The 25,169-nt window shown below is 45.5% G+C and carries 17 protein-coding genes and 1 pseudogene; 17 read left to right on the top strand and 1 reads right to left on the bottom strand.

Annotation, left to right across the window (positions count from 1 at the left end; translation table 11 throughout):
• Positions 1-5 precede the first annotated feature (5 nt).
• The 5 genes and pseudogenes from D7Y06_RS04205 to larB all read left to right on the top strand — a co-directional run bounded on the left by D7Y06_RS04205 (position 6) and on the right by larB (position 5,780).
• Positions 6-1,709 carry an ABC-ATPase domain-containing protein gene (locus D7Y06_RS04205; RefSeq protein ID WP_120406577.1) on the top strand — a complete coding sequence of 568 codons (1,704 nt, stop codon included), beginning with the start codon at positions 6-8 and terminating at the stop codon, positions 1,707-1,709.
• Positions 1,710-1,721: 12 nt separating this feature from the next.
• Positions 1,722-3,083, top strand: coding sequence for an RsmB/NOP family class I SAM-dependent RNA methyltransferase (locus D7Y06_RS04200; RefSeq protein WP_120406576.1), 1,362 nt, complete (start codon positions 1,722-1,724; stop codon positions 3,081-3,083).
• 84 nt (positions 3,084-3,167) lie between these two features.
• Positions 3,168-3,702, top strand: a pseudogene (locus D7Y06_RS28180) (ATP-binding protein); the annotation flags it as partial.
• Between the two features lie 143 nt (positions 3,703-3,845).
• Positions 3,846-4,997 carry a class I SAM-dependent methyltransferase gene (locus D7Y06_RS04190; RefSeq protein ID WP_120406575.1) on the top strand — a complete coding sequence of 384 codons (1,152 nt, stop codon included), beginning with the start codon at positions 3,846-3,848 and terminating at the stop codon, positions 4,995-4,997.
• Positions 4,998-5,780, top strand: a complete 783-nt coding sequence (gene larB / locus D7Y06_RS04185; RefSeq protein ID WP_120406574.1) for a nickel pincer cofactor biosynthesis protein LarB — start codon at positions 4,998-5,000, stop codon at positions 5,778-5,780.
• Between the two features lie 161 nt (positions 5,781-5,941).
• Here larB and D7Y06_RS04180 read toward each other — a convergent pair whose 3' ends face one another.
• Complete coding sequence (locus D7Y06_RS04180) at positions 5,942-6,601, bottom strand: transposase (RefSeq protein WP_199714626.1); 660 nt, start codon at positions 6,599-6,601, stop codon at positions 5,942-5,944.
• A gap of 62 nt (positions 6,602-6,663) precedes the next feature.
• Here D7Y06_RS04180 and larC point away from each other — a divergent pair, with 62 nt between their 5' ends.
• The 12 genes from larC to D7Y06_RS04125 all read left to right on the top strand — a co-directional run bounded on the left by larC (position 6,664) and on the right by D7Y06_RS04125 (position 25,087).
• Positions 6,664-7,944, top strand: a complete 1,281-nt coding sequence (gene larC / locus D7Y06_RS04175) for a nickel pincer cofactor biosynthesis protein LarC (RefSeq protein WP_120406573.1) — start codon at positions 6,664-6,666, stop codon at positions 7,942-7,944.
• Between the two features lie 76 nt (positions 7,945-8,020).
• Positions 8,021-9,187, top strand: a complete 1,167-nt coding sequence (locus D7Y06_RS04170) for an SAM-dependent methyltransferase (protein ID WP_120406572.1) — start codon at positions 8,021-8,023, stop codon at positions 9,185-9,187.
• Positions 9,188-9,328: 141 nt separating this feature from the next.
• Positions 9,329-9,886, top strand: a complete 558-nt coding sequence (gene efp / locus D7Y06_RS04165) for an elongation factor P (protein ID WP_120406571.1) — start codon at positions 9,329-9,331, stop codon at positions 9,884-9,886.
• A gap of 158 nt (positions 9,887-10,044) precedes the next feature.
• A complete protein-coding gene (gene uidA, locus D7Y06_RS04160; RefSeq protein ID WP_199714624.1) occupies positions 10,045-11,871 on the top strand; it encodes a beta-glucuronidase in 1,827 nt (608 codons plus the stop codon).
• Positions 11,872-11,883: 12 nt separating this feature from the next.
• A complete protein-coding gene (locus tag D7Y06_RS04155; protein ID WP_120406570.1) occupies positions 11,884-13,257 on the top strand; it encodes an MFS transporter in 1,374 nt (457 codons plus the stop codon).
• 198 nt (positions 13,258-13,455) lie between these two features.
• Complete coding sequence (locus D7Y06_RS04150) at positions 13,456-14,565, top strand: Ig-like domain-containing protein (protein WP_147415584.1); 1,110 nt, start codon at positions 13,456-13,458, stop codon at positions 14,563-14,565.
• 15 nt (positions 14,566-14,580) lie between these two features.
• A complete protein-coding gene (locus D7Y06_RS04145; RefSeq protein WP_120406568.1) occupies positions 14,581-16,062 on the top strand; it encodes a methyltransferase in 1,482 nt (493 codons plus the stop codon).
• Entirely contained in the window at positions 16,059-18,719 is a 2,661-nt protein-coding gene (locus D7Y06_RS26445) for a translation factor GTPase family protein (protein WP_243119064.1), read from the top strand. Before D7Y06_RS04145 ends, D7Y06_RS26445 begins: the two co-directional genes overlap by 4 nt.
• Positions 18,719-20,359, top strand: a complete 1,641-nt coding sequence (locus D7Y06_RS26440) for a tripartite tricarboxylate transporter TctB family protein (RefSeq protein WP_199714622.1) — start codon at positions 18,719-18,721, stop codon at positions 20,357-20,359. Before D7Y06_RS26445 ends, D7Y06_RS26440 begins: the two co-directional genes overlap by 1 nt.
• 123 nt (positions 20,360-20,482) lie before the next feature.
• The gene (locus tag D7Y06_RS04135) at positions 20,483-21,448 is read left to right on the top strand and encodes an L-lactate dehydrogenase (RefSeq protein ID WP_120406567.1); all 966 of its coding nucleotides are present in this window, start codon (positions 20,483-20,485) and stop codon (positions 21,446-21,448) included.
• Positions 21,449-21,615: 167 nt separating this feature from the next.
• A complete protein-coding gene (locus tag D7Y06_RS04130; protein ID WP_120406566.1) occupies positions 21,616-24,231 on the top strand; it encodes an EAL domain-containing protein in 2,616 nt (871 codons plus the stop codon).
• A 136-nt stretch (positions 24,232-24,367) separates the two neighbouring features.
• Positions 24,368-25,087 carry a hypothetical protein gene (locus D7Y06_RS04125; RefSeq protein WP_147415583.1) on the top strand — a complete coding sequence of 240 codons (720 nt, stop codon included), beginning with the start codon at positions 24,368-24,370 and terminating at the stop codon, positions 25,085-25,087.
• Positions 25,088-25,169: the final 82 nt, after the last annotated feature.

Raw genomic sequence — 25,169 nt, 5'->3', positions numbered from 1 at the left:
AAAAAATGAAAACAGCAGCAGATTTAAGGGAACTATTAGGCAGGATAGACCACAAAGGCTACCCTGCCTATAAAGATACCGCAGGACAATATCAGTTTCAGGGTTTTGTACTGTCCATTGACCATGTACAGGGGGACCCTTTTGCAGCCCCGTCGGATGTCAGCGTGAAGGTGAAGGGAAATACGGCAGGATTTCCGGAGGAATATTACAGGGAAGATTACAAAAGGATTGCCCTGCAGGATATGATAAACCGGAGATTTTATAAAGCGGCGGACAAATTTTCTTTTCAGGCAAAAGGCTCAGGGAAAAGCGGGCTGCTTTTGGTGAGCCGCCCGGGGCAGGAAATTTTGGAGCGCAGCGCCGTAAGGATTTCGCCGGAGGGGGATATTGTGTTTCGGCTTAAAGTGGGATTTCCCGCCAACGGCAGAACCATAAATGCCAGGGAACTGATTAAGATTCTCTTTACTTTTTTGCCGGAGTGCGTGGAACAGTCTCTCTTATACCGGGCATACCGGAAGGAGGAAGTTTTAAGAACTGCAGAGCTGGCGGAAGACCAGAATTGTGTGCGAAAATTATTAAAAGAACATAATCTTGCGGCGTTTGTGGCCAACGGGGCAATTCTGCCCAGGGAATCGGGGATATCCTCCCGGCCCATGAAGGGGGGCATTGCCTTTGTATCCCCCAAATCTTTGGAGGTGGAGTTAGACCTTCCCCACGCAGGAAAAATCAAAGGCATGGGAATTAAAAAAGGAATCACCCTCATTGCCGGGGGAGGATACCACGGGAAATCCACCCTGTTAAAAGCTTTGGAAATGGGGGTGTACAACCATATTGCCGGGGACGGAAGGGAGTATGTGATTTCCGACGACACGGCCATGAAACTTCGGGCGGAGGATGGCAGGAGCATCCAGGGAGTGGATATCTCCATGTTTATCAAAGACCTGCCCAACGGCAAGGACACTCTTTCTTTTTCCACAGAAGATGCCAGCGGCAGCACTTCCCAGGCAGCCAATATGGTGGAGGCCATGGAGGCGGGGAGCAAAGTGTTTTTTATTGACGAGGACACCAGTGCCACCAATTTCATGATCAGGGACGAGCTGATGCAGCGGGTCATCCACAGGGACAGCGAGCCCATTACGCCTTTTATCGACAGGGTCAGGGAACTTTACGACATCTTTGGCATCTCCACCATTTTAGTGGCGGGAAGCTGCGGCTCCTATTTCCACAAGGCCGACTGCATCATCCAAATGAAACAGTATCAGCCCCTGGACATTACCCAGGCGGCAAAAAAAGAGGCGGAACATTTTCCGCTGGCAGAAGAGGCGGTGGAGGAGGCGAAAAGCCCTAACCACAACCGCAAAGTTAAGACCAGGCAGAAACTGTCTGACCGCGTCAAGGTGAAATCCATGGGGATGGAGGGCGTCTCCGTTGATAAAGAATATATTGATTTAAGGTATGTGGAGCAGCTCTGCGACAGCGAGCAGGTAAATACCCTGGGATATGTGATGAAATATGCCATTACACAGATGATGGACGGCAGACATACTTTGCAGGAAATGGCGGATGATATCTGCGGAAAAATGGCGGAAAAAGGACTGGGGGAAATCTACGGGGGAAGATATGTCCCGGCAGGGCTTGCAGTGCCCAGAAAACAGGAGATTGCAGCCTGCTTAAACAGATACAGGAAGCTTTTGATTACAGGAAAATAAGGGGAGAATTTCATGTTTCCACAGGAATTTGAAAACAGGATGAGAGAAATGTTAGGGGAAGTTTACCCGGAATTTGAAACTTCCATGGAAGGGGAAACATGCCGGGGGTTAAGGATAAATCCTTTCAAAACTTCAAGGGAAGATTTCTTAGAGAACTGTCCCTTCTCTCTCACACCAGTTCCCTGGGAGGAAAAGGGGTTCTATTTTGATGCAGGAGACGCACCGGGGGTTCATCCCTTCCACCAAGCAGGGGTGTACTACATCCAGGAGCCAAGCGCTATGGCTCCCGGAGGATATCTGGAGGCAAAACCCGGGGAGAGGGTTCTTGACCTTTGCGCCGCCCCTGGGGGGAAAACAACCCAGCTTGCCGGGGCCATGGAGGGGGAGGGGATTTTATTTTCCAATGAAATCCATCCCGCCAGGGCAAAAATTTTATCGGAAAACGTGGAGCGCATGGGGATAAAAAATGCCATTGTCCTTAACGAGACGCCGGAGCATTTAACCGGGCGTTTCCCGGAATATTTTGACAAAATCCTGGTGGACGCCCCCTGTTCCGGGGAAGGGATGTTTCGGAAAAATGAGACTGCCAGGAGAGAGTGGAGCCTGGAAAATGTAAATCTCTGCGCAGACAGGCAGGATAAAATTTTAGACTGTGCCGCAGGGATGCTTCGCCCTGGAGGGCGGATGGTGTACTCCACCTGCACCTTTGCCCCGGAGGAAAACGAGGGCAGCGTCAGCCGTTTTTTAAAACGCCATCCTGATTTTATCCTTATTGAGGGGAAAAAATACCCGGGGATGGAAGGGGGAAATCCTCTGTGGGTAAAAGAGCCCGCAGAACATCTGGAATATACAGTCCGGCTGTTTCCCCACAAGGTAAAAGGGGAAGGCCATTTTGCGGCGGTTTTGGAAAAAGCAGACATGATTGGAAGGGGAAGGTTTCGGGAAACCGAAGAGAAAGGGGTAAAAGAAAAAGACTGTAAGGCATTTTTAGACTTTGCCCGGGAAAATTTAAACATAACCCCAAAGGGAGTGTATCTCTATTTCGGGGAACAGCTTTATCTCCTGCCGGAGGGAACCCCTGAGCTGAAAGGCTTAAAGGTGCTTCGTCCAGGGCTTCACCTTGGCACCAACAAAAAGAACAGGTTTGAGCCTTCCCATGCCCTGGCTCTTTCCCTAACTCCAAAGGAAGTGCGGCACCTGGCAGATTTTTCCCCGGAAGATAAGGAAATTTCAGCGTATTTAAATGGCCAGACCCTCCCCTTCCAGGGAGAAAAAGGCTGGTATCTCCTCACCGTGGGGGGCTATGGTATTGGCTGGGGAAAATTGGCTGGAAATATTCTGAAAAATCATTACCCCAAAGGGCTTAGAAGATAAAAGTGTTTTTTCAGCCGTTTTTCTGTCTGTCTCCCTCTGAACTGGTTCCAATTTGTCCCAGGTGCCGCAAACCCATGAGAAGGCTATTATCTGCTTTTAGATGAAATACAATTTATGCCCAGATTTGAAGAGGTATTGAACAGCCTGCTTAGCATAAGCAATATTGACATCTATGTGTCCGGCAGCAATTCCAGATTTCTGTCCAGTGACATTGTAACAGAGTTTCGGGGCAGGGGAGATGAAATCGGAGTTTATCCCTTTCTTTTGCAGAATTCTATTCTGTTTTCGATGGAGAATATGAGGATGCATGGAACGATTATATGATTTATGGAGGATTACCGCAGGTTGTGGGATTTCTAATACTTTTGCAAGTGAACGTCAGATTACCTACACGAATAAAACAATATCCAGACATATCGATTATCTTGAGGAAGCATTCCTGATTTCAAAATCCAATCGTTATGATATTAAAGGCAGGAAATATGTTGGTGCAAATTTAAAGTATTATTTTACTGATTGGGGTCTTAGAAATGCAAGATTGAATTTCCGGCAACAGGAACCGACACATATTATGGAAAATATTGTTTATATCGAATTGCTGATTCGCGGATATAATGTTATACCAAACAGCATAAAAATGGTGGCAAGGAACATAACTCCCCCTCCATCGTAAAATATAGTTTCTGGCTTGTAAAATAAAGTATACCATGCTATAATTTCTGCCAGGAAGATAAAACCGGTTATGGGAGAGAGCGTGAAGAAATGGACGAAATAAGAACATACATGGAGCGCCTTTTAGACAGCGGATGTACCAGGATTATTGTCAGTAAGCCGGCGGCATCTGCAGAGTACAAAAAAATCACCGTGGAAGAGAAAGCCGCTTTTTACCAGATAGAAAAACGAACGGAAACCCAGGCGTTCCATGAAAATGTGGGGCGTGAGGAACTGGTGGAAAAGCTTAACTTCTGGCTTAATCAAAGCTACCGCCAGCTAAACGGTTTCGGGGGAGGATATGAGTCCGTCCTTTTAGTTTCCAAAAAGGGAAAGGTGACTTTTAAGCAGAAAAGAAGCGCTTATGCCCCCAAATCCACAGGGGAGCATAACAGGAAAAAACAATATTTTCTGAAAGAGGGGGAAGTGATTGCCCCTCTTGTGGACATGGGCATTTTTACCACAGAAGGAAAAATTATCCCATCTATGTACGATAAGTACCGGCAGATTAACCGCTTTATAGAGATAATCGATGACTATGTGAAAACCTTATCGGAAAAGAAATTAAATATCATAGATTTCGGCTGCGGCAAATCCTATCTGACTTTTATCCTCTACTATTACCTTACGGAAAAAAAGAATTTTGAAATTCAGATGATTGGTCTTGATTTAAAAACGGATGTGATTGAAAAGTGTAATGAAGCTGTGTTAAAATACGGATATAAAGGACTGCGTTTTGAGCAGGGGGATATTAACGGATATCAGGCGCCTTTTGATGTGGATATGGTGGTTTCCCTCCATGCCTGTGATACCGCCACGGATTTTGCCCTTTACAATGCCATCTGCTGGGATGCCAAAATGATATTTTCCGTGCCCTGCTGCCAGCATGAATTAAACGGGCAGATGGAAAGTGAGGACTTGTCACTTCTCACCAGATATGGTATCATTCAGGAGCGGTTTGCAGCGCTTTTGACGGACAGTATCCGGGCAAATCTTTTAGAGTACTGCGGGTACAAGACACAGGTGTTAGAGTTTGTGGATTTAAGCCACACCCCAAAGAATCTTTTGATACGGGGCATGAAAAAGAAGTCTTTGGACAGAGAATACTGTGAGAAGATTTTAAATGAGACAAAGAGAAGTATGGATGCGTTCCATGTGAGGCCTGCGCTGTATGAGTTATTGCAGAAAAGGATGGACATATAGATGGAAACTCATGAGATTTTAAAAAAAGTGAAAAGCGGGGATATTTCCCTGGAGGAAGCGGAAAGCTATTTTAAGCGGGAGCCTTTTTATGAGATGGGATTTGCAAAATTAGACACCCACAGAAAGATTCGTTCCGGATTTGGGGAAGTGATTTTCTGCAGCGGAAAGTCAGACGATCATCTTTTTCATATATTTGAGAGAATTTATAAACAGGAGGGGGAGGTCTTTGGAACAAGGGCCAGCAGAAAACAGTATGAAATGCTTGCCAGAAAATTTCCCCAGGTCATGTTTGATGAATTGTCCCATATCATTAAAATTGAAAAGGAAAAGAAAGAGAAGCGGGGAAGGGTGGCTGTAGTCACAGCGGGAACGGCGGATATTTCTGTGGCGGAGGAAGCCGCCCAGACGGCAGAGTTTTTCGGAACTTATGTGGAGCGGATTTATGATGTGGGAGTAAGCGGCATCCACAGGCTTCTATCCAAGATTGAAGTAATTCAAAGCGCAAACTGTGTGGTTGCGGTGGCTGGGATGGAGGGCGCATTGGCAAGCGTTATGGGGGGGCTGGTGGATAAACCGGTGATTGCAGTCCCCACTTCCGTGGGGTACGGGGCCAGTTTACACGGGCTCTCGGCCCTTCTTACCATGATAAATTCCTGTGCCAATGGAATTGCCGTGGTAAATATTGACAACGGTTACGGAGCAGGCTATCTGGCCACGCAGATAAACCGCCTGGCGTTATCAGAGCCGGGCCAGGATACAAGAAAACAGGAGCTAACTATATAAAAGTCAAGTAGATTTTAAAAAAATTGAATTTTAGTTAGCAAAAGTATGTACCTTGAAAATATGTGAATAATAATGGATTTTGTGGCACAGCAAATAGGCCTTTCAGAGAAGTCTCATTGTATAAGCCAGGTTGTATGTATGGCTATATCAGCAACGCAGGATTAAAGTTCTGTCCGGTACTTAAAAGGTGATAGAGGATTCTTAAAAGTTTTCTGATACAGTGTTTTTCTCAGATACCGGGAACCTTTCGTGGTTATTGCAGTGTGCTGGGCAGTAAACTGACTGGACTCATAGTGATATGGAGCGGCACATGCAAATTTTATTATCTGGGACGCTTTTGTATAGTTGCATATATCTCCTAATTCCGCTAAAATGGAAGTGCCAGAGAAGTGTGATATTCCTGGTATGGAAAGGATAGGAGAGTTGTTTTGTAAGGAGAATTCTTCTATCTTTTTGTCTATTTCAGAAAGCTGTTCTTCTATCATTTCAATCTGACATACAAGGTGTCTAATCTGCATTTCTTCAGCGGCAGAAGTTATGACGACAGAAGTTTGGGCTGCTACTTTAAGCTGCTTGGCAAAAAGAGAAATTCGTTTTCCGCGCCTATTGTATTCAAAACATTTCCGAATGGCTCGAATATCGGAATATACAATCTTTTCGGCAGAAGCAAATGTTTTCAAAACATTCATATAGACAATGCCGTACTTTGAACGAAATATAGAATTAGATTCAGGAAATACATAAGGTGTGGTAAGAACCTCTGTTAAGTAGTCAAAGCCACAGGTATAAAAATACAAATCCACATCACATATTTTTATCATATAAATGTACAACACCGTAATCAACCACGGATTAGAGGTTGATAGAAAGGAGAAGGTATAGAATGGCAAAAAAATTGTATTTGGACTGTCAGTCCGGCATCAGCGGAGATATGCTGGTGGGGGCATTGCTTGATTTGGGAGCAAGTGAAAAGATTTTGAAGGATACTTTGGCGAGCCTTCCTCTGGAGGGGTTTGAGATTGAAATCAACCGGGTGGAAAAGGCAGGGCTTAATGCCTGTGATTTTTTGGTGAAGCTGGATGCCGTCCATGAAAATCATGACCATGATATGAATTATCTCCATGGGGAGGGGGAAAAGGAGGAACATCATTCCCCCCACATGCACAGAGGGTTTCCGGAGGTTGTCTCAATTATCCAGTCAGGAAAACTGACCAAAAGGGCAAAAGAGCTGGCGGTTCAGATTTTTAAAATCCTTGGGGAGGCGGAGGCAAAAGCCCATGGCACTACCCTGGAGGAAGTACATTTCCATGAGGTGGGGGCAGTGGACTCCATTGTGGATATCGTAGCGGCGGCGGTATGCCTTGACAATCTCGGCATTGATAAAGTGGTAATTCCGGTGATCTGTGAGGGATGGGGAACGGTCAACAGCCAGCACGGGATTCTCTCTATCCCGGTGCCTGCGGTGGCTAATATTATCCAGCAGTATCAGCTGATTATCCAGATGACCTCTGTGGAGGGGGAGCTGATTACCCCCACCGGGGCAGCCATTGCGGCGGCTTTTTGTACGGAAAAGGAACTTCCCCAGAAATTTTCTATTGTAAAATCAGGAATCGGGACAGGCAAGAGGCAGTATGAGCGTCCCAGCCTTCTTCGGGCTATGGTGATAGATACGTTGGGGGAGCCGGAGGAAGAGAAAAAGGACGAGGAAGTGATTGTTAAACTGGAGTGCAATGTGGATGACTGCGGCGGGGAGGCTTTCGGTTACTGTATGGAGCAGCTTTTTGCAGCGGGGGCCAGGGATGTGTTTTACATTCCAGTGTATATGAAGAAAAACCGTCCCGCTTACGAAGTGGTAGTTATCTGTGAGCCTCAGGATGTGGAAAAAATGGAGGCAATTCTTTTTACGGAAACCACAACCATAGGCATCCGCCGGACAAAAATGGAGCGGACAATTTTAAAGAGAAATATTATAACTATGGAATCTTCTTTTGGTCCGGTACAGATTAAAGTCTGTGAGTTCCAGGATACCAAGTGGGGATATCCAGAGTATGAGAGCATTAAAAAGATTGCCATGAAAGAGGGAGTTTCCTACCTGGAAGTCTATCAGGTGGTTCATGAGGAAGTGACAAAACTTATGGAAAAAGAGAATACGAAGAAACATTGAGAACTGGCGCTGTATAATTTTTCCGATTTGTCACATGCTTTTTTCTATAAAAACTTTTATAGAAAGAAGGATTCCTATGGCAGTGTTAGAAAAAGAATTTGTAAAATTTATGGGGCAGTTTGACGCCTGCCCCTTTGAGATTATCACCGGGGAGAAAAGCCATTTTATCGGAAAGGGGGAACCAAAGTTTTCCGTTACCGTGCATAAACTTCCCGGAATGAAATCTCTGCTGAAAAGCACCTCCATCGCACTGGGGGAGGCGTATATGGACGGAGATATTGAGATTCACGGGGATTTGTACGAGACCTTGAATCTTTTTTTGGGTCAGATAGATAAATTCTATACCGATAGATGGAAACTCCGAAAGCTGATGTTTACCTCCGGGGATAAGAATAATCAAAAAAGGGAGGTAAGTTCCCATTATGATATTGGAAATGATTTTTACAGATTGTGGCTGGATGAGACGTTAAGCTACTCCTGCGGATATTTTAAGGAAAATGACACCACTCTGTATGAGGCACAGTGCTGTAAAGTCGAGAGGATACTGGAAAAGCTGAATCTGAAAGAGGGAATGACCCTCTGCGATATCGGCTGCGGCTGGGGGTTTCTCCTGATGGAGGCGGCAAAAAAATACAAAGTTTATGGTATGGGGATTACCTTAAGCCAGGAACAGCAGAAGAAATGTAAGGAGCGGATAAAAGAGGAGGGCTTAGAGGAGTATGTCCATGTAAAACTTTTGGATTACAGGGACTTGCCGGAACTTCATATTAAATTTGACCGGGTGGTTTCCGTGGGCATGTTAGAGCATGTGGGGCGGAATAATTATCTGGAATTTATGTCCTGTGTAAAGCGCATGTTAAAGCCTGGGGGATTGTTTCTTCTCCACTACATCAGCGCATTAAAAGAATATCCCGGTGATGCCTGGGTGAAAAAGTACATTTTCCCCGGAGGCGTGGTGCCAAGCCTTCGGGAAATTATTAATATTGCCGGAGATTTAAGGTTTTATACCTTAGATGTGGAGGATTTGCGCAGGCATTACAATAAAACCCTGCTTTGCTGGAATGAGAATTTCCAGAGGCACCGCAGTGAGGTTGCGGAAATGTTTGATGAGCGGTTTACCAGGATGTGGGAAATGTATCTGTGTGCCTGTGCCGCCGCTTTTATGAACGGGGTGGTGGATTTGCACCAGATTTTATTCAGCAACGATGTGAATAATGAGATTCCTATGACTAGGTGGTACTGAAAAATGATTCCCTGCCAGATAAACTGACAGGGATTTTTTCGTTTATTAAAAAGAATTACGAAAAAAAGATTGAAATATATGGAAAGATGTTATAGAATCATAGAAGTGGGCATTGCCCTATGCATGAAGGAGGAAGAAATAATGATTTCAGCAGGAGATTTCAGAAATGGTATTACCATCGAATTAGAAGGAAATATTTACCAGATCATTGAGTTTCAGCATGTGAAACCAGGAAAGGGCGCAGCCTTTGTCAGAACTAAGTTGAAAAATATCAAAAACGGCGGCGTGGTGGAAAAGACATTCCGTCCCACGGAAAAATGTCCCCAGGCCAGGATTGACAGAAAAGATTACCAGTATCTTTACGCAGACGGTGATTTGTTTAACTTTATGGACGTGGAGACGTATGACCAGATTACCTTAAGCAAAGAGGATATCGGCGATGCCCTGAAATTTGTAAAAGAGAACGAAGTTGTAAAAATGTGTTCCCACAACGGAAGCGTTTTTGCTGTAGAGCCGCCTTTGTTTGTGGAACTGCAGATTACGGATACGGAGCCTGGCTTTAAAGGGGATACTGCTACCGGGGCTACAAAGCCTGCAGTTGTGGAGACAGGAGCTACCGTATATGTACCTTTGTTTGTGGAACAGGATGACGTGATTAAAATTGATACCAGAACAGGGGAATACTTATCCAGGGTATAAATCAGAAAAACGGAACAAGGATTTGAAAGGGAAACGATGCATTTTGTATCGTTTCTCTTTTTTTGTTCAATGAAGTAAATTTATTTTTTGTAATAGTTTTAAAACTTATGGGGAAGACTTTGAATAAGTAAAATCATACAGAGAAAAAGGAGTTAAAAATGATTGAATATTCCATGTTATACCCCAAAGTAACTGAGACAAGAAGATGCGTTTCCATGGATGGCATGTGGAAATTTAAATTGGACGGCGAATCGGAGGGGGAAAAGAAGAACTGGGGCAATGGAATCCCTGGGGATGAGGTAATCCCTGTGCCTGCCAGTTTTCAGGATTTTTATACAGAGAAAGACATCCGGGAATTTGCCGGGGATATGTGGTATGAGACAGAATTTTTTGTGCCTGGGGAATGGGAGGGAAAAGAGATTTCCATCCGGTTTGGCGCTGCCACCCACAGGGCCCTAGTCTATGTGAATGGCAGGGAAGTGACAAAGCATGAGGGCGGTTTTCTCCCCTTTGCGGCGGATGTGACAGAGCATGTGGAATACAATGGTTATAACAAACTGGTGGTTAAGGTGAACAATGAGCTTACGGTAACCAATATCCCCTGCGGGGAGACTGTGGTGCTCTCAAACGGGAAAAAGATGGCAAAGCCTTACTTTGATTTTTTCAATTATTCCGGGCTGCAGCGTTCCGTTTATCTTTTGGCCCTGCCTAAGGAATCTGTGTATGACATTGATTTGACCTATGAGATTGTTGGGGAGGATGCCAGGGTAAATTATGATGTGAAGACCACAGGCGGCCATCCGGTTTTTGTGGAACTTTTTGACGCCTCCGGGGAAAAGGCAGCCCAGGGGGAAGGGAAGTCAGGAAGCCTTGAGGTAAAGAATGCTCATCTATGGCAGGTGAGAAATGCATATCTGTACCGTCTTGTGGTGAAGATTAAAGACGGGGAGGCCTGTGTTGATTCCTATGAGCAGGAAATCGGCATCCGGACGGTGGAGGTTTCCGGTGAAAATATTTTGTTAAACGGAAAGCCTGTGTACTTAAAAGGCTTTGGAAAACATGAGGATTCTGACATTGTGGGCAGGGGATTTGATATTAATGTGATGAAGCGGGATTTTGAGCTGATGAAGTGGATTGGGGCAAATTCCTTCCGCACGGCTCATTATCCCTACAGCGAGGAAATCTACCAGATGGCGGACAGGGAAGGTTTTCTTGTCATTGACGAGGTGGCGGCAGTGGGGCTTTTTGCCAGTCTGATGAATTTTATGGAGGCAAGCACTGGAAAACAGACGGCATTTTTTGAAAAGGAGACCACCCCGGAATTATTAAAAGCCCATTTAAAGGCATTAGAAGAGCTGATTACCAGGGACAAAAACCATCCCTGCGTCATTGCATGGAGCCTTTTAAATGAGCCGGAGACCACCAACGAGGCGGCGGTGCCTTATTTTAAAGAAGTGTTTGAGACGGCCCGGGACTTAGATCCCCAGAAGCGTCCCAGGACTTTTGCCCTGGTTATGAATTCTGTTCCGGAGAAATGCAAATGCTATTCTTTCAGCGATATCATTGCCCTAAACAGATATTACGGCTGGTATGTAAAAGGGGGATATGAAATCTGTGACGCAAAGGAGATGTTTGTCAAAGAGCTGGAGGGGTGGAAGGCCCTGAATTTAAATAAGCCCTTTATCTTTTCGGAGTACGGTGCGGATACCATGGCCAGTGAGCACAAACTCCCCTCTGTAATGTGGAGCCAGGAGTACCAGAAGGAGTATCTGGATATGACCCATGAGGTATTTGACAGCTATGGATTTATTAAGGGGGAACAGATTTGGAATTTTGCGGACTTTCAGACCACGGAGGGAATCCTTCGGGTAAACGGAAATAAAAAAGGCGTCTTTACCAGACAGAGGCAGCCGAAGGATGCGGCCTATCTCTTAAAGGAGCGCTGGGAGAAACTTCCCCTGGATTATAAAGGAAATCAGGCATAGGAGGGACATAAGGTGCAGACGACAAAAAAATTTGGTTTATCGGATAAACTAGGTTATCTCTTTGGGGATTTTGGAAATGACTTTACCTTTATTCTCTCCACCATGTTTTTAATGAAGTTTTATACCGACGTTATGGGGGTGTCCGGGGGCCTTGTGGGAACGATGATGATGCTTGCCCGTTTCTTAGATGCCTTTACAGATGTGGCTATGGGGGAGATTGTGGACAGAAGCCGTCCCGGGAAAAGGGGAAAATTCCTTCCCTGGATTAGAAGGATGTGCGGCCCTGTGGCGGTGGCGTCATTTCTCATGTACGCTTCCTGGTTTCGGAATATGCCTATGGGATTTAAGATTTTCTGGATGTTTTTTACCTATATCTTATGGGGCAGCGTGTTTTACACCAGTATCAATATTCCCTACGGGGCCATGGCCTCCGCCGTATCCAGCGAATCCAGGGACAGGGCAACCCTTTCCAATTTCCGCACCATAGGGGCAAGCCTTGCGGCAACCATTATCGGCGTGGTTTTGCCCCTGGTGGTGTATTATAAAGATGAGGAGGGCAACAGTGTGCTCTCCGGCACAAACATGATGCTGGCGGCCCTTGTATGCTCCATCGCCGCAGTGGTGTGTTATCTCCTGTGCCTGTTTTTGACAACGGAGCGGGTAAAAGTGCCCCAGAAAACAGAGAAATTCAGTTTAAAGGAACTTTTAGTCAGTTTGGGGCATAACAAACCACTCATCGGTATTATTGTAAGCTCTGTCTGTATGCTTATGGCCCAGCTTACCCTCCAGGGCATGGCTGCCTATATTTATCCCAATTATTTTGGGAATGTGGCGGCCCAGTCGGCTTCCAGTTTTGTTGGTGTTGTGATTACTCTTTTCTGTGCTATTTTTACCGTAAAGCTTTCGGAAAAATTAGGGCGGAAAGAACTGGGGGTGATAGCGGCGGTGTTCAGCGGTATCGTCCTTGTGGTAACTTATTTTCTGCATACAAAAAATGCCTGGGTCTTTGTGGGGATGTTTGGGATTGCCTATATCGGCCTTGCGGTTTTTTCCCTCATTACCTGGGCAATGATTACGGATGTAATTGACGATACGGAGGTGCAGCTTGGGGAACGCTCCGACGGAACGATTTATGCGGTGTATTCCTTCGCCAGAAAGTTAGGGCAGGCCTTATCTTCCGGCTTTAGCGGCTTTTTGTTAAGCGCTATCGGATACAGCCAGGCAACGGCTTTTGACGAAGGGGTGGTAAATGGAATTTATATGATTACCTGCCTGGTTCCGGCCCTGGGCTTTTTCCTGCTGGCGTTATCCCTGCAGTTTTTATATCCCTTAGGAAGGCTTCGGGTGGAGGAAAACGCAAAGACATTGGCGAAAAAAAAGAGGTAAAAATTACAACAGGGCAGCTGCAAGTGGTTTTGCGGCTGCCCTGTGTTATATTTACAACCTTGTCGTCAGTCTATTTTTTCATGCTATGACATCTATGGGATAAAATTCTGTATTTACAAAGGATTGTTCCTTGCTGATTTCCCGGAAGGGGAGTATAATATTCTTGTCTATAAAATAAAAGTACAGGGAGAGAAAAGTATGAAGAATTTTTTGATGTCAGCAGTCTGTTTTTGTATTCTGTGTTTTGGTGCAGTGGCCTTTCATGGGACGGAAGTTTTTGGGGCCTTTGAGACGGAGGATTTTAGCGAAGATGAAAGTTTGGACGTTCCGGTGGACATGGCAGGGGTTACTCTGGAAAAAGACAGTTTAAACGGCTATCTGGTTCCCGTTTACGGCTATGGCAGCAGTTCCTATGAAAGTATGGAATTTGATATTAAAGTCAACAGCCCTGTGGTATTGAGTGAAGATATGCCGGGAGTTGATTTGGGCTGTAAAGTTTCCGGTAAAAATGTCCGGGCCTACGCATCTCTTTCTGAAAATGTTCTGCATTTGAAAATTTATGGAGAGAAAAAATGTACGGCAAAAATTAAAGTTACCATTGCCGGAAAGGAATTTCCCATAACGGTTTCCATAAGACCGGTAAAAATATCTGCCAATTCCTTGCTTTTAGAAAAGGGAAAAACAAAAAAACTGAAAGTGAGCGGGTGTGCTGACCCCATTACGTGGAGTTCTTCCGATAAAAAAATTGCCACCGTTTCCAAAAGCGGCGTTGTGAAGGGCAAAAAAATCGGAAACGTGGTTATCACGGCAAAAATCGGAAATAAAAAGATTGGCTGTGCCGTTTCTGTCACAACAAAAAAGCTGAAAAAAGTATGTGAGAGAGCCACTTATATTGGAACCCACTGGAAATACAGCCAGGCGAAACGGACACAGAAGGGGTATTATGACTGCAGCGCACTGGTGTGGAAGGCATACAAAGAATGTGCAGGGGTTACTTTCGGAAGCGATACCTATCCCGGGACAACCGCCACGGAATCTGTGTGGTGCAGGGACCATAACCGTATGATAAAAGGAGGGTACAGGCAGAAGAAGGTAAATAAAATGCAGTTAAATCCCGGGGATATTGTTTTTAAGTCCAATAATTTGAAAAATCCCTATAAAACTACATACCATGTGGAAATGTTTACCGGGTATGCCTGCATGGGATATGACAGCAAAGGAAAGCCCTATGTCACGCCGCTGTGGGCATCCAGGGGTGCAGGGTACGGGGCGGCGGAAGGTTCCCTTTTAGCCAGGCCCATGAAGTAAAGGAATATAATGATTATGGTAAAAGATGATATTTTAAAAATTCAAAAGAAAGAAGATCTGCGCCAGTCCTTAAGCAGCCTTCGGGCCAGCCTGAAAGATATGGAAAACGTAAAAGCCGCAAAGGAGCTTTTGGGGGATGCCAGGGCTGTGGCGGAGCTTTTAAAGGAGGAGGACCCCAAGGTGCGGAAAAATGCGGCGGCACTTCTGGGGGATTTGGGGGCAGGCAATCAGGCGGAGGCCCTTTACCAGGCATATGTTAAGGAGGAAAAGCGTTTTATCCGGAGTGTCTATTTAAAAGCCCTGGGAAAGATGGATGTATCGCCTTATCTTTCAAACTTAAAGGAGCAGTATGATTTTTTGGCACAGTATACCCCTCTAAAGGAGGAGAAAAAACATGTGTCAGAGGAACTTTCTGCCCTGGAGCAGATTCTGCGGACAGAGGATAAGGGCCATACCTTCACAGGATGGAGGGAGAGGCTTTTGGTTGTCCTTACCACAAATACTTCTTACCGGGAAGTGACAGAAAAGCAGCTTTATGCCTTAAAAAAAGGAAGCCACCCCCTGGGGATAAAGGCTATTGTGGAAAATCTTTCCGATGTGGTAAAGATTCGCACCTTCCGGGAACTTCTGTTTCCCTTATCTTTAAAAGAAGATTTTACGGCGGATGTATCTCCCGGGGATGGGGGAAAACTATTAGCTTCCTCCAATCTTTTGCCTCTTCTTGAAAAATGCCACAGGGAACCCGGGCCTTTTTATTTCCGTCTGGAAATCCGAAACGGCATGGATTTAAAGGAACGGAGCCGTTATGCTTTGAAAGCGGCAAGGGCCATGGAGGAGGAAAGCGCAAGGCAGCTCATTAACTCCACAGATGATTATGAGTTTGAGGTGCGGATTTTGGCCGGGAAGGATAAGAAGATGCGGGCCTTCTTAAAAATGAATACCATACCCATGGAGCGGTTTAACTATCGCCTGCACACCATTTCCTCCTCCATCCATCCTTCCACGGCAGCCCTCCTTATGGAGCTGGCCGGCCCCTATTTAAAGAAAAACGCCCAGATTTTAGATCCCTGCTGCGGTGTGGGGACTATGCTTTTGGAACGATGCAAAAAAGTGCCGGCCAGAGAAATATACGGAATCGATATTTTTGGTGACGCAGTTTTGGGGGCCAGAGAAAATGCAGCCCTGGCGAAAGTCCCCGTCCATTTTATCCACAGGGATTATTTCGATTTCAGGCATGAATATCTGTTTGATGAAATTATCGCAAACCTTCCTATGCGGGGAAAGAGGACGAAGGAGGAGCAGGATGAGTTTTACCGGAAATTTTTTGATAAATCCCAGGAGCATTTGGCTTCCAAGGGATATATGATTTTGTACTGTAACGAGGGGGCTTTTGTGAAAAAACAGTTAAGGATGCATCCCATGTTTAGGCTGGAAAAGGAGTTTGTTATGGGGCAGAAAGGTGATTTTGCTTTGTATATAATTGGGGTGAAAAAATGATGTCAGAATCCAAAAGAGAAAAAAAACACATATGCACCGCACTTTTGGCCCATGTGGATGCGGGGAAAACCACTTTATCCGAGGCATTATTATATGAGAGCGGCATGATAAAAAATCTTGGCAGGGTGGATAAGAAGGATGCCCATTTGGATACGAATGATTTGGAGCGGGAGCGGGGGATTACCATATTTTCCAAACAGGCGGTTTTAAAATTTCCCACATGTGACGTCACGCTTTTGGACACTCCCGGGCATGTGGATTTTACCGGGGAGATGGAGCGCACCCTGTGGGTTTTAGATTATGGGATTTTGGTGATAAGCGGCTCTGACGGGGTGCAGAGCCATACACGGACTCTGTGGAATCTTTTAAAACGGTATGAGATACCGGTTTTTCTTTTTATCAACAAAATGGATATGGAAAAGGCGGATAGAAAAGCCCTGCTTAGGGAGCTGCAAAGTATACTGGGGGATGGCTGCGTTTCCTTTGACGGGGAGAGGGGCGAAGCTTTTTATGAATCCCTGGCAACGGGAAGCGAGGAGGCCTTGGAGGAGTTTTTGGACACCGGATTTGTGGGGGAGGATACGATTTGCAGGCTTATAAAAAACCGCCAGATTTTTCCCTGTTATTTTGGTTCCGCCCTTAAGGTGGAAGGGGTGGACACTTTTTTGCAGGGATTTTTGCAGTATGCAAAAGAGCCGGACAGAAGAGAAGAATTCAGTGCAAAAATATTTAAAATTGCCAGGGACAAGGCGGGAAACAGGCTCACCTACGGGAAAATTACCGGGGGCAGCCTGAAAGTGAAAGATATGGTGTACCACCCTTTTGGAGAGGGGGAGAAGGTCAACCAGATCAGGATATATTCCGGTGAAAACTTTGAGACAGCAGAGGAGGCACTCCCCGGCATGGTGTGCGCCTTTACGGGGCTGAAAAACAGTTTTGCAGGAGAGTGTGTGGGAGGGGAAGATAAGGCGTATCTTCCGGCATCGGAGCCGGTATTATCTTACCGGATCATGCTGCCGGAGGAGGTGAGCCCTCTTAAGATGCTGCCAAAGTTAAAGGAGCTTGAGGAGGAAGATCCTCTTTTGCATATCCAGTGGAAGGAGGAGCACCAGGAAATACTGGTATGGGTTATGGGGGAAGTCCAGGTGGAAGTGTTAAAACGGCTGATTTACGACCGTTTTCATGTGGAGGCGGAATTTTCCCAGGGCAGTATTGTGTACAGGGAAACCATTGCGGATACGGTGGAGGGGGTGGGGCATTTTGAACCCCTGCGCCACTATGCGGAAGTGCATCTTCTCTTAGAGCCGGGAGAGCCGGGAAGCGGCATGGTTTTCGCATCGGACTGCAGTGAAGATATTCTGGATAAAAACTGGCAGCGCCTGATTTTAACCCATTTGAGGGAAAAAGAGCATGTGGGGGTATTGACCGGGTCTTTTCTCACGGACATGAAAATTACGGTGGTATCCGGGAAGGCCCATCAGAAGCACACGGAGGGAGGAGATTTCCGCCAGGCAACCTACCGGGCGGTGCGCCAGGGACTTTCCCAGGCACAATGTGTCCTTTTAGAGCCTTTTTATGAATACCGCCTGGAAGTGCCGGAATACGCCCTCGGCAGGGCTATGACAGATGTGGAGAAAATGTACGGCACCATAAATCCTCCGGAGAAGGATAAGGATATGGCGGTGCTTTCCGGCAGGGCGCCAGTCTCCTGCATGGGAAGTTACGCAAAGGAAGTCAAAAGCTACACTAAGGGGGAAGGGAGTTTAAGCTTGTCCTACGGCGGGTACGGAAAGTGCCACAACCCAGAGGAAGTGATAGAGCATATGGGATATGACTTTGAAAGCGACATGGAAAATCCTGCATCCTCCGTGTTCTGTGCCCATGGGGCAGGTTTTGTGGTGGAACATGACAAAGTGTTTTCCTATATGCATATGCCCTCAGTTTTCCAGGAGGAAAAGCCCCTGAAAGCCCAGGGGTATCCTCTGCGGCGGGCAGAAAAAACAGAGGAGTGGATTGGGACGGAGGAAGTGGACGCTATTTTGGAGCGGACTTTAAGTGCCAATAAAAGGGATAAGTCCAATCCACAGAAAAAATTTAAGCCTAAGCGTGTGGTGGAGTCACAGCCCTCTTCCGGCAGTTATAAAGTGAGGGAGCAAAGGGAAAAATATCTTTTGGTGGACGGATATAATATCATATTTGCCTGGCCGGAATTAAAGGAGCTGGCGGATATAAATATTGACAGTGCAAGGGGCAGGCTTCTTGACATTTTAAGCAATTACCAGGGGATGGAAAAATGCAATCTTATTGTGGTTTTTGACGCTTACCGCTTAGAGGGGCATAAGACGGAGATTTTTGATTATCATAATATCCATGTAGTGTACACAAAAGAGGCGGAGACGGCAGACGCCTATATTGAAAAATTTGCCCAGGAACACGGGAGAAAGTACCATGTCACCGTGGCTACCTCCGACGGTTTGGAGCAGGTGATAATCAGGGGCCAGGGCTGTTATCTCCTTTCTGCCAGGGAACTTTTAGAGGAAGTGGAACAGAAGGGAAGACAGCTTAAGGAAGAATATTTAAAGACGGAATCTGAGAGAAATTTTGCATTTGAGGGCATTTTAAAAGAGGAACTAAAACGGTTTAAAGGAGAGGTATAATGAAAAATTTGAAGTGGAAGCTATTAATTTTTGCAATCTTGCTTTTATGTGTGGGAGTATTTTATTATGTGACGCTGCCTGCCATCAATATTCACTCCACGGATTTCTGGCTGTATCTTTTGTTTTTGATTGCAGCGGCCACAGTTCTCTATATTCTTAGCAAAGGGAAAAAAGAGCTGTTTTCCAGGGGGAAAAATGTGAACATACGGGAGCTTTTTGACAGCCTGAAACTGGCGAAAATCGGGGTGCTTTTCTTTGCCCTGGCAGCGGCGGTATTTATTGTGGGAAGCGTGCTCTCCTCCCCTATAGTCAATGCGGCAAAGTACCAGAAACTTTTATCGGTGCAGTCGGGAAACTTTACCTCCGATATCAAGGAAGTGGATTTCCGTACCATTCCTTTGCTGGATAAAAGTTCCGCCCAGCTTTTGGGAAACAGAAAAATGGGAAGTATGGTGGATATGGTATCCCAGTTTGAGGTGAGCGATGAGTACACCCAGATCAATTATCAGAATACCCCTGTGAGGGTGGCGCCTTTGGTGTATGCCAGCGGGATTAAATGGTTTACCAACCAGAAAAACGGGATTCCCGCCTATATCAGAATCGATATGGCAACCCAGAATACAGAGTGCGTAAAATTAAGCCAGGGCATTAAGTATTCCAAGTCTGAGTATTTTAACAGGAATATCTACCGTCATTTAAGATTTCACTATCCCACCTATATTTTTGACGACCAGATTTTTTTTGAAATTGATGATGAGGGAACCCCTTACTGGGTCTGCCCGGTGAAAAAGTTTCAGATTGGGCTTTTCGGGGGACAGACCGTGGGCAGGGCGGTGCTGTGCAATGCGGTGACAGGGGAGTGTGTGGATTATAAGGTGGAAGACGTGCCCTCCTGGGTGGATAAAGTGTATTCTGCTGAACTTTTAACAAGGTTGTATAACTATTACGGCACATTGAAACATGGATTTTTCAACAGTGTTTTAGGGCAGAAAGACTGTCTCCAGGCCACAAACGGCTACAACTATATCGCCCTGGAGGATGATGTGTGGGTGTATACGGGAGTTACTTCCGTCAGCGGCGACCAGTCCAATGTGGGGTTTGTGCTGATGAACCAGAGAACCATGGAGACGAAATATTATACCGTGGAGGGGGCCATTGAGGACTCCGCCATGTCTTCTGCGGAAGGCCAGGTGCAAAACCTTGGTTACAGGGCCACATTCCCCCTGCTTTTAAATATTTCCAACGAGCCCACTTACTTTATGGCCTTAAAAGACGGCGCCGGGCTGGTGAAAAAATATGCCATGGTAAACGTGCAGAAATACCAGTGGGTTGCCATCGGCGACACAGTGCAGGAGTGTGAGCGGGCATATATGAAGCTTCTTGCCACAAACGGGATAAGCGGGGGAGGAAGCGGTGTTTATGAGACAGTGAAAGGGAAGATTTCTTCTATTGCCCCGGTGGTGGTGGAGGGAAATACCCACTATTATATTTGCCTTACAAATTCAGAAATTATCTTTGACGTTAATGTAAGCGATACGGCCTTTGTAGATATTGTGCGGTATCAGGCCGGGGATATGGTGGAATTTTCCTATACCCTGGAGGAAGAAGGACTTGCCAAAGTAATGGAAATTAAGCAATAATTTTTGAAACAGACACCTGAGAGATTTCTGTGGGATAGAATCTTCCAGGTGTCTGTTTTTATGAGATGTATGAGAATTTCTTTTTTGTAGAAAATAGAATAAAAAGCCTAAAGGAGATATAAAATGGAAAATAAAACAGAAAAGCAGGTAAACTTGAGAAAGGCCGCTATGATCGGCTGCGGCTTTGTAGGCTCAGCCTCAGCCTTTGCCCTGATGCAGAGCGGACTGTTTTCCGAAATGGTTTTCATTGATGCGGATAAGGACAAGGCGGAGGGGGAGGCTATGGATATCGCCCACGGCGTGCCTTTTGCCAGGCAGATGAAGATATATGCCGGGGATTATGACGATATAGGAGATGCGGCGATTATCATTGTCACAGCAGGGGCAAATCAGAAGCCCGATGAGACAAGGCTTGATTTGGTCCACAAAAATATTGGGATTTTTAAAAGTATTATTCCTGAAATTGCAAAGAGAAATTGTCAGGGAATCTTGCTTATCGTCTCTAATCCGGTGGATATCCTGACCTATACGGCATTAAAATTATCCGGTTTTCCCGAGAACCGGGTGATTGGCTCCGGTACAGTTTTGGATACCGCTAGATTAAAATATGAACTCAGTGAGCACTTGTCCGTGGACAGCCGCAGCATCCACGCTTTTATTATCGGGGAACATGGGGACAGTGAGATAGCGGCGTGGAGCAGTGCAAATATCTCTGGAATTAAAGTCAGTGACTTCTGTGAAATGCGGGGGCATTACCATCACGATGAGAACACAAAATTGATTGCGGAATCTGTGAAAAACAGCGCATATGAGATTATCGAGAAAAAACATGCCACTTATTATGGCATTGCCATGGCAGTAAAGCGGATTTGCGAGGTGATTATCCGGGATGAAAAATCCATCCTGCCCATTTCTTCCATGATGCACGGGGAGTACGGCATTGATGATGTGGTGCTTTCCATGCCGGCAGTTGTGGGTAAAAACGGGGTGGAGACAACGGTGCCCATAGACTTAAATGAGGAGGAGCAGGTGAAGCTTAGGGAGTCAGCGGAAACTTTAAAGAGGATTTTAAAAGAAGAGTTTCACTAGAGGATAAATATTGAAAAATCCGCCTATTTATGATACCATATTCATTGATGTAATTCTCGTTTTTTATATTTAAATTCCGCACAAAAGTGAAGTCAACTGTTCAGATACAGATTAAGATGCGGGCAGGGAAAATGATTTTTCCTGCCCTATGATATAAGGGGAAAAGTATGAAATTAAATGAAGGATTAGTCTATACGAAAGATAACTGCATTGGCTGTAACCGCTGCATATCGGGATGTCCGGTGCTTGGGGCGAATGTGTCCGTGAGAAAAGATGGGAAAAATAAAATTTATGTGGATAATGAAAAATGCCTGCACTGTGGACGGTGCCTGATGACATGCCACCACAATGCCAGGGAATACCGGGATGACACCCATAGTTTCTTGGAGGCGCTAAAGGCAGGGGAATCCATTTCCCTTTTGGTGGCTCCATCCTTTTTTATCACATATGATAAAAAGGCTTATGAAATTTTGGGTTATCTCCAGAGATTAGGCGCAAATCTGATTTATGATGTGAGTTATGGTGCGGATATCGCCACATGGGCTTACCTTACTTACCTGGAGGAACATCCCATGGAGGGCGCCATAGCCCCGCCCTGCAGCGCAGTGGTAAATTATATTGAGAAGTATTCAAAAGATCTGGTAAAAAAGCTGATTCCGGTACATACGCCTCTTCTCTGCCTGGCGGTGTATATTCGGAAATACTGCCACAGAACGGACAAGCTGGCTTTTATCAGCCCCTGTATTGCAAAAAAAGATGAGATTGACGATGTTTCCAATGAAGGTCTGGTTTCTTATAATGTGACATTTGCCCATCTTGCAAAAGAGATGGAGGGGATAGACGTAACGGGGTATACCGCCAAAGTGGAGTGTTCCGACTTTGGTTTAGGACGGCTCTATCCTGTGCCGGGAGGGCTTTCAGATAATATCAGGCACTTTGTCTCAGGAAGCGAGATTATCCGGGAGATTCACGGAGAGCGGGCGGTGTATGATTACTTTACAAAACTGGAGCAGAGAATTATGGAGGGAAAAGAACTGCCCTTTTTAGTTGACTGCTTAAACTGCAGGCAGGGCTGTCTTACAGGGACGGCTACTTCCCAGTACTGCAGTCTGGACGATGATATCTTTTTCCGTGTACAAAAATACAGGGAGCCCACCGGGGAGATTCCTGAGGAAGAAAATCCCTATCTCCAGGAGCTTCCTTTGCAGGAACGCCTAAAAAGGCTGAAAGAAAGATTTGCCGGGCTTTCCCTGAAGGATTTTATGAAGGAGTACAGGGGGGATAAATATGTAGGGGAGAGGCATATCTTTTCCTATGACCCGAAACATGAAAAAAATATTGACGCTATATTCTGCCTGATGCACAAGGAGACGGAGGAATCCAGAAGCATAGACTGCCATTCCTGCGGGTACTCAAGCTGCCTGGAGATGGCTACGGCGATTTACAAAGGGTACAATTTTATTGAGAACTGCGTCCACTATGTAAAAGATGAAAATTTAAGAATTTCCATGATAGATATCAGAAGCGGAATCCCTAATTACAACGCATATCTGAATTTTACCGACCGTCTGATTGGGGAGGAGAAAATTGCAGAGTACAGCACCATTTATTTTAATATCAGCAATTTTAAATTTATCAATCAGAAATTCGGTTTCCGCCAGGGGGATGCGGCTCTCAGGGAATACTGCGGGGCAGTGGCGGAGCTTGTCACGGCGGAGGAGCTGATGGCCCTTACCGGAGGAAATAATTTTGTGGGGGTAATCCGCAAAGAGAGGCTTTCTTTGATTCTTAAGGAACTTGAGTCTGTTTATGTCTCCTGCATACGTGAACCGGTAACTGGAGAAAAAGTTGCCATTACTGCAAGGATAGCCGTTTACAATCCGGACGGTACGGATACCTCCCCCCAGATGATTATGGAGAAGCTTTCCAGTACATACGATGAGATTAACAAGGGGCAGAATGAGACGATCCGTTATTATGACGATAAAATCCGCCAGAGGAAGAGCCGGGAAGATTTGATTATGCACGCCATTGATCCGGCGTTAAAGAAACGGGAATTTGTGGTGTATTACCAGCCCAAGGTGGATATGAAAAGCCGCCGGATTATCGGTGCGGAGGCTTTGATCCGGTGGAACCATGAGGGAAAATTAGTTCCTCCCATGGAATTTATTCCCATTTGTGAAAACACCGGGCAGGTACAAAAGCTGGACTTTTATGTACTTGAGACCGTGTGCCGTAATATTTCGGAATGGCTGAAAAAAGGCATTGAAGTTGTAACCATATCCGTGAATTTTTCCAAACATCACTTTGTGGAAAACACAGTGGCGGAGCGGATTAACCAGGTGGCGGAAAAATACAAAATACCAAAACAGTATCTGGAAATAGAATTTACGGAAACCGCATATTTGGAGGGCAGTGTCAATTTGATTTCCAGCATCAACAAACTCCACGAGTTTGGGATATCCGCATCCATGGATGATTTTGGCACAGGCTATTCCTCCTTGAGCATGCTTCAAAATATGAGTTTTGACACGCTGAAACTGGACAAGTCTTTTCTGGATAACAGGAGCCTTGGGAAAGAACGGTCCAGGGCGGTGATTGGAAATATTATCCGTATGGCAAAAGAATTGGATATGTCTATTGTCTCCGAGGGTATTGAGACGGAGTCGGAACTGGAATACATGAAGGCTCTTGACTGCGATATTGCCCAGGGGTATCTCTTTGACAGGCCCCTGACCCATGATGAGTTTGAACAGCGGCTGATGCAGTCTGTCTACCAATAAGAAAAAAATATTGTCCTGGAGGGCAAATCTGCTGTCTGGGACAATATTTTTTCTTAATTTAATCTTTATGTGCATCTCTTTCAATTTGCTGCACATCCTCTTTTTCAAAATCCTTTTCTGTGATATGTTTCATTTCATGCCAATAGGAGACAATATTTTTCTCCCGGGAAATGGGGTAAATACAAAAGAACATATCTATGCCGTCTATAGGAACGCAGTGCAGTTTTTTGCATTTCTCTGCAAAGAGTATAGTTTTAACCCATTAGACAGCAGCGTTATCATGAGCCATCAGGAGGGCCATAAAAAGGGCATAGCGTCTAACCATGGGGACGTAGGCCATCTTTGGGACAAGTTTGGACTTACCATGGATCAGTTTAGGCAGGATGTGAAAGGGGCGATGGAAGGGGCAGCGGTATCCCTTGCCCCCGTTCCCTCTGTGGATGCGCTGTGCGACGATACAAGCAGTCAAAAGGTAAATGCCTTAAATGGCACAGTGAAAGTAATTTACAAGGGATTTGACGGCTTAAACATCCGAAAAGCCCCCTCCATGCTGGCAGAAATTGACCAGGTAGTAAAATCCGGCACATTTACCGTTGTTGGCATTTCTAAGGACGAAAAGTGGTATAAGCTTAAGAGCGGCCTTTTTATTACCTCTATCCCGGATTACGTGGAGTTTAAAGCCGCGCCGGAACAAAAGGCTGGTACGGCAGGAACAGGCTATTACAGGGTACGCAAATCCTGGCAGGATGCAGCCAGCCAGATAGGGGCATTTAAGGATAAAGACAATGCCATAAACCTTTGCAGGCATAATCCGGGATATAAAGTCTTTGGTAATTTCGGAAATCAGATTTACTAATATAGTAAATTCAAGGGAATAAAAATTTCAAAAATAATCTTAAAAAAGTCTTAAAGAGTTCCACTCTTTTAAATTCATAAAA

Origin of the sequence: Roseburia sp. 1XD42-69, from assembly GCF_003612565.1 — a bacterium.
GTDB lineage: Bacteria > Bacillota > Clostridia > Lachnospirales > Lachnospiraceae > Roseburia_B.
Note: the sequence above shows the minus strand (reverse complement) of the source record. Positions and strands in the feature narration are given on the sequence as shown.

What these genes read in the sequence shown, in the direction of transcription:
- D7Y06_RS04205 (WP_120406577.1), top strand. Translation starts at nt 6, where the DNA reads ATGAAAACAGCAGCAGATTTAAGGGAACTATTAGGCAGGATAGACCAC.
- D7Y06_RS04200 (WP_120406576.1), top strand. Translation starts at nt 1,722, where the DNA reads ATGTTTCCACAGGAATTTGAAAACAGGATGAGAGAAATGTTAGGGGAA.
- D7Y06_RS04190 (WP_120406575.1), top strand. Translation starts at nt 3,846, where the DNA reads ATGGACGAAATAAGAACATACATGGAGCGCCTTTTAGACAGCGGATGT.
- larB (WP_120406574.1), top strand. Translation starts at nt 4,998, where the DNA reads ATGGAAACTCATGAGATTTTAAAAAAAGTGAAAAGCGGGGATATTTCC.
- D7Y06_RS04180 (WP_199714626.1), bottom strand. Translation starts at nt 6,601, where the DNA reads ATGATAAAAATATGTGATGTGGATTTGTATTTTTATACCTGTGGCTTT.
- larC (WP_120406573.1), top strand. Translation starts at nt 6,664, where the DNA reads ATGGCAAAAAAATTGTATTTGGACTGTCAGTCCGGCATCAGCGGAGAT.
- D7Y06_RS04170 (WP_120406572.1), top strand. Translation starts at nt 8,021, where the DNA reads ATGGCAGTGTTAGAAAAAGAATTTGTAAAATTTATGGGGCAGTTTGAC.
- efp (WP_120406571.1), top strand. Translation starts at nt 9,329, where the DNA reads ATGATTTCAGCAGGAGATTTCAGAAATGGTATTACCATCGAATTAGAA.
- uidA (WP_199714624.1), top strand. Translation starts at nt 10,045, where the DNA reads ATGATTGAATATTCCATGTTATACCCCAAAGTAACTGAGACAAGAAGA.
- D7Y06_RS04150 (WP_147415584.1), top strand. Translation starts at nt 13,456, where the DNA reads ATGAAGAATTTTTTGATGTCAGCAGTCTGTTTTTGTATTCTGTGTTTT.
- D7Y06_RS04145 (WP_120406568.1), top strand. Translation starts at nt 14,581, where the DNA reads ATGGTAAAAGATGATATTTTAAAAATTCAAAAGAAAGAAGATCTGCGC.
- D7Y06_RS26445 (WP_243119064.1), top strand. Translation starts at nt 16,059, where the DNA reads ATGATGTCAGAATCCAAAAGAGAAAAAAAACACATATGCACCGCACTT.
- D7Y06_RS26440 (WP_199714622.1), top strand. Translation starts at nt 18,719, where the DNA reads ATGAAAAATTTGAAGTGGAAGCTATTAATTTTTGCAATCTTGCTTTTA.
- D7Y06_RS04135 (WP_120406567.1), top strand. Translation starts at nt 20,483, where the DNA reads ATGGAAAATAAAACAGAAAAGCAGGTAAACTTGAGAAAGGCCGCTATG.
- D7Y06_RS04130 (WP_120406566.1), top strand. Translation starts at nt 21,616, where the DNA reads ATGAAATTAAATGAAGGATTAGTCTATACGAAAGATAACTGCATTGGC.
- D7Y06_RS04125 (WP_147415583.1), top strand. Translation starts at nt 24,368, where the DNA reads ATGCCAATAGGAGACAATATTTTTCTCCCGGGAAATGGGGTAAATACA.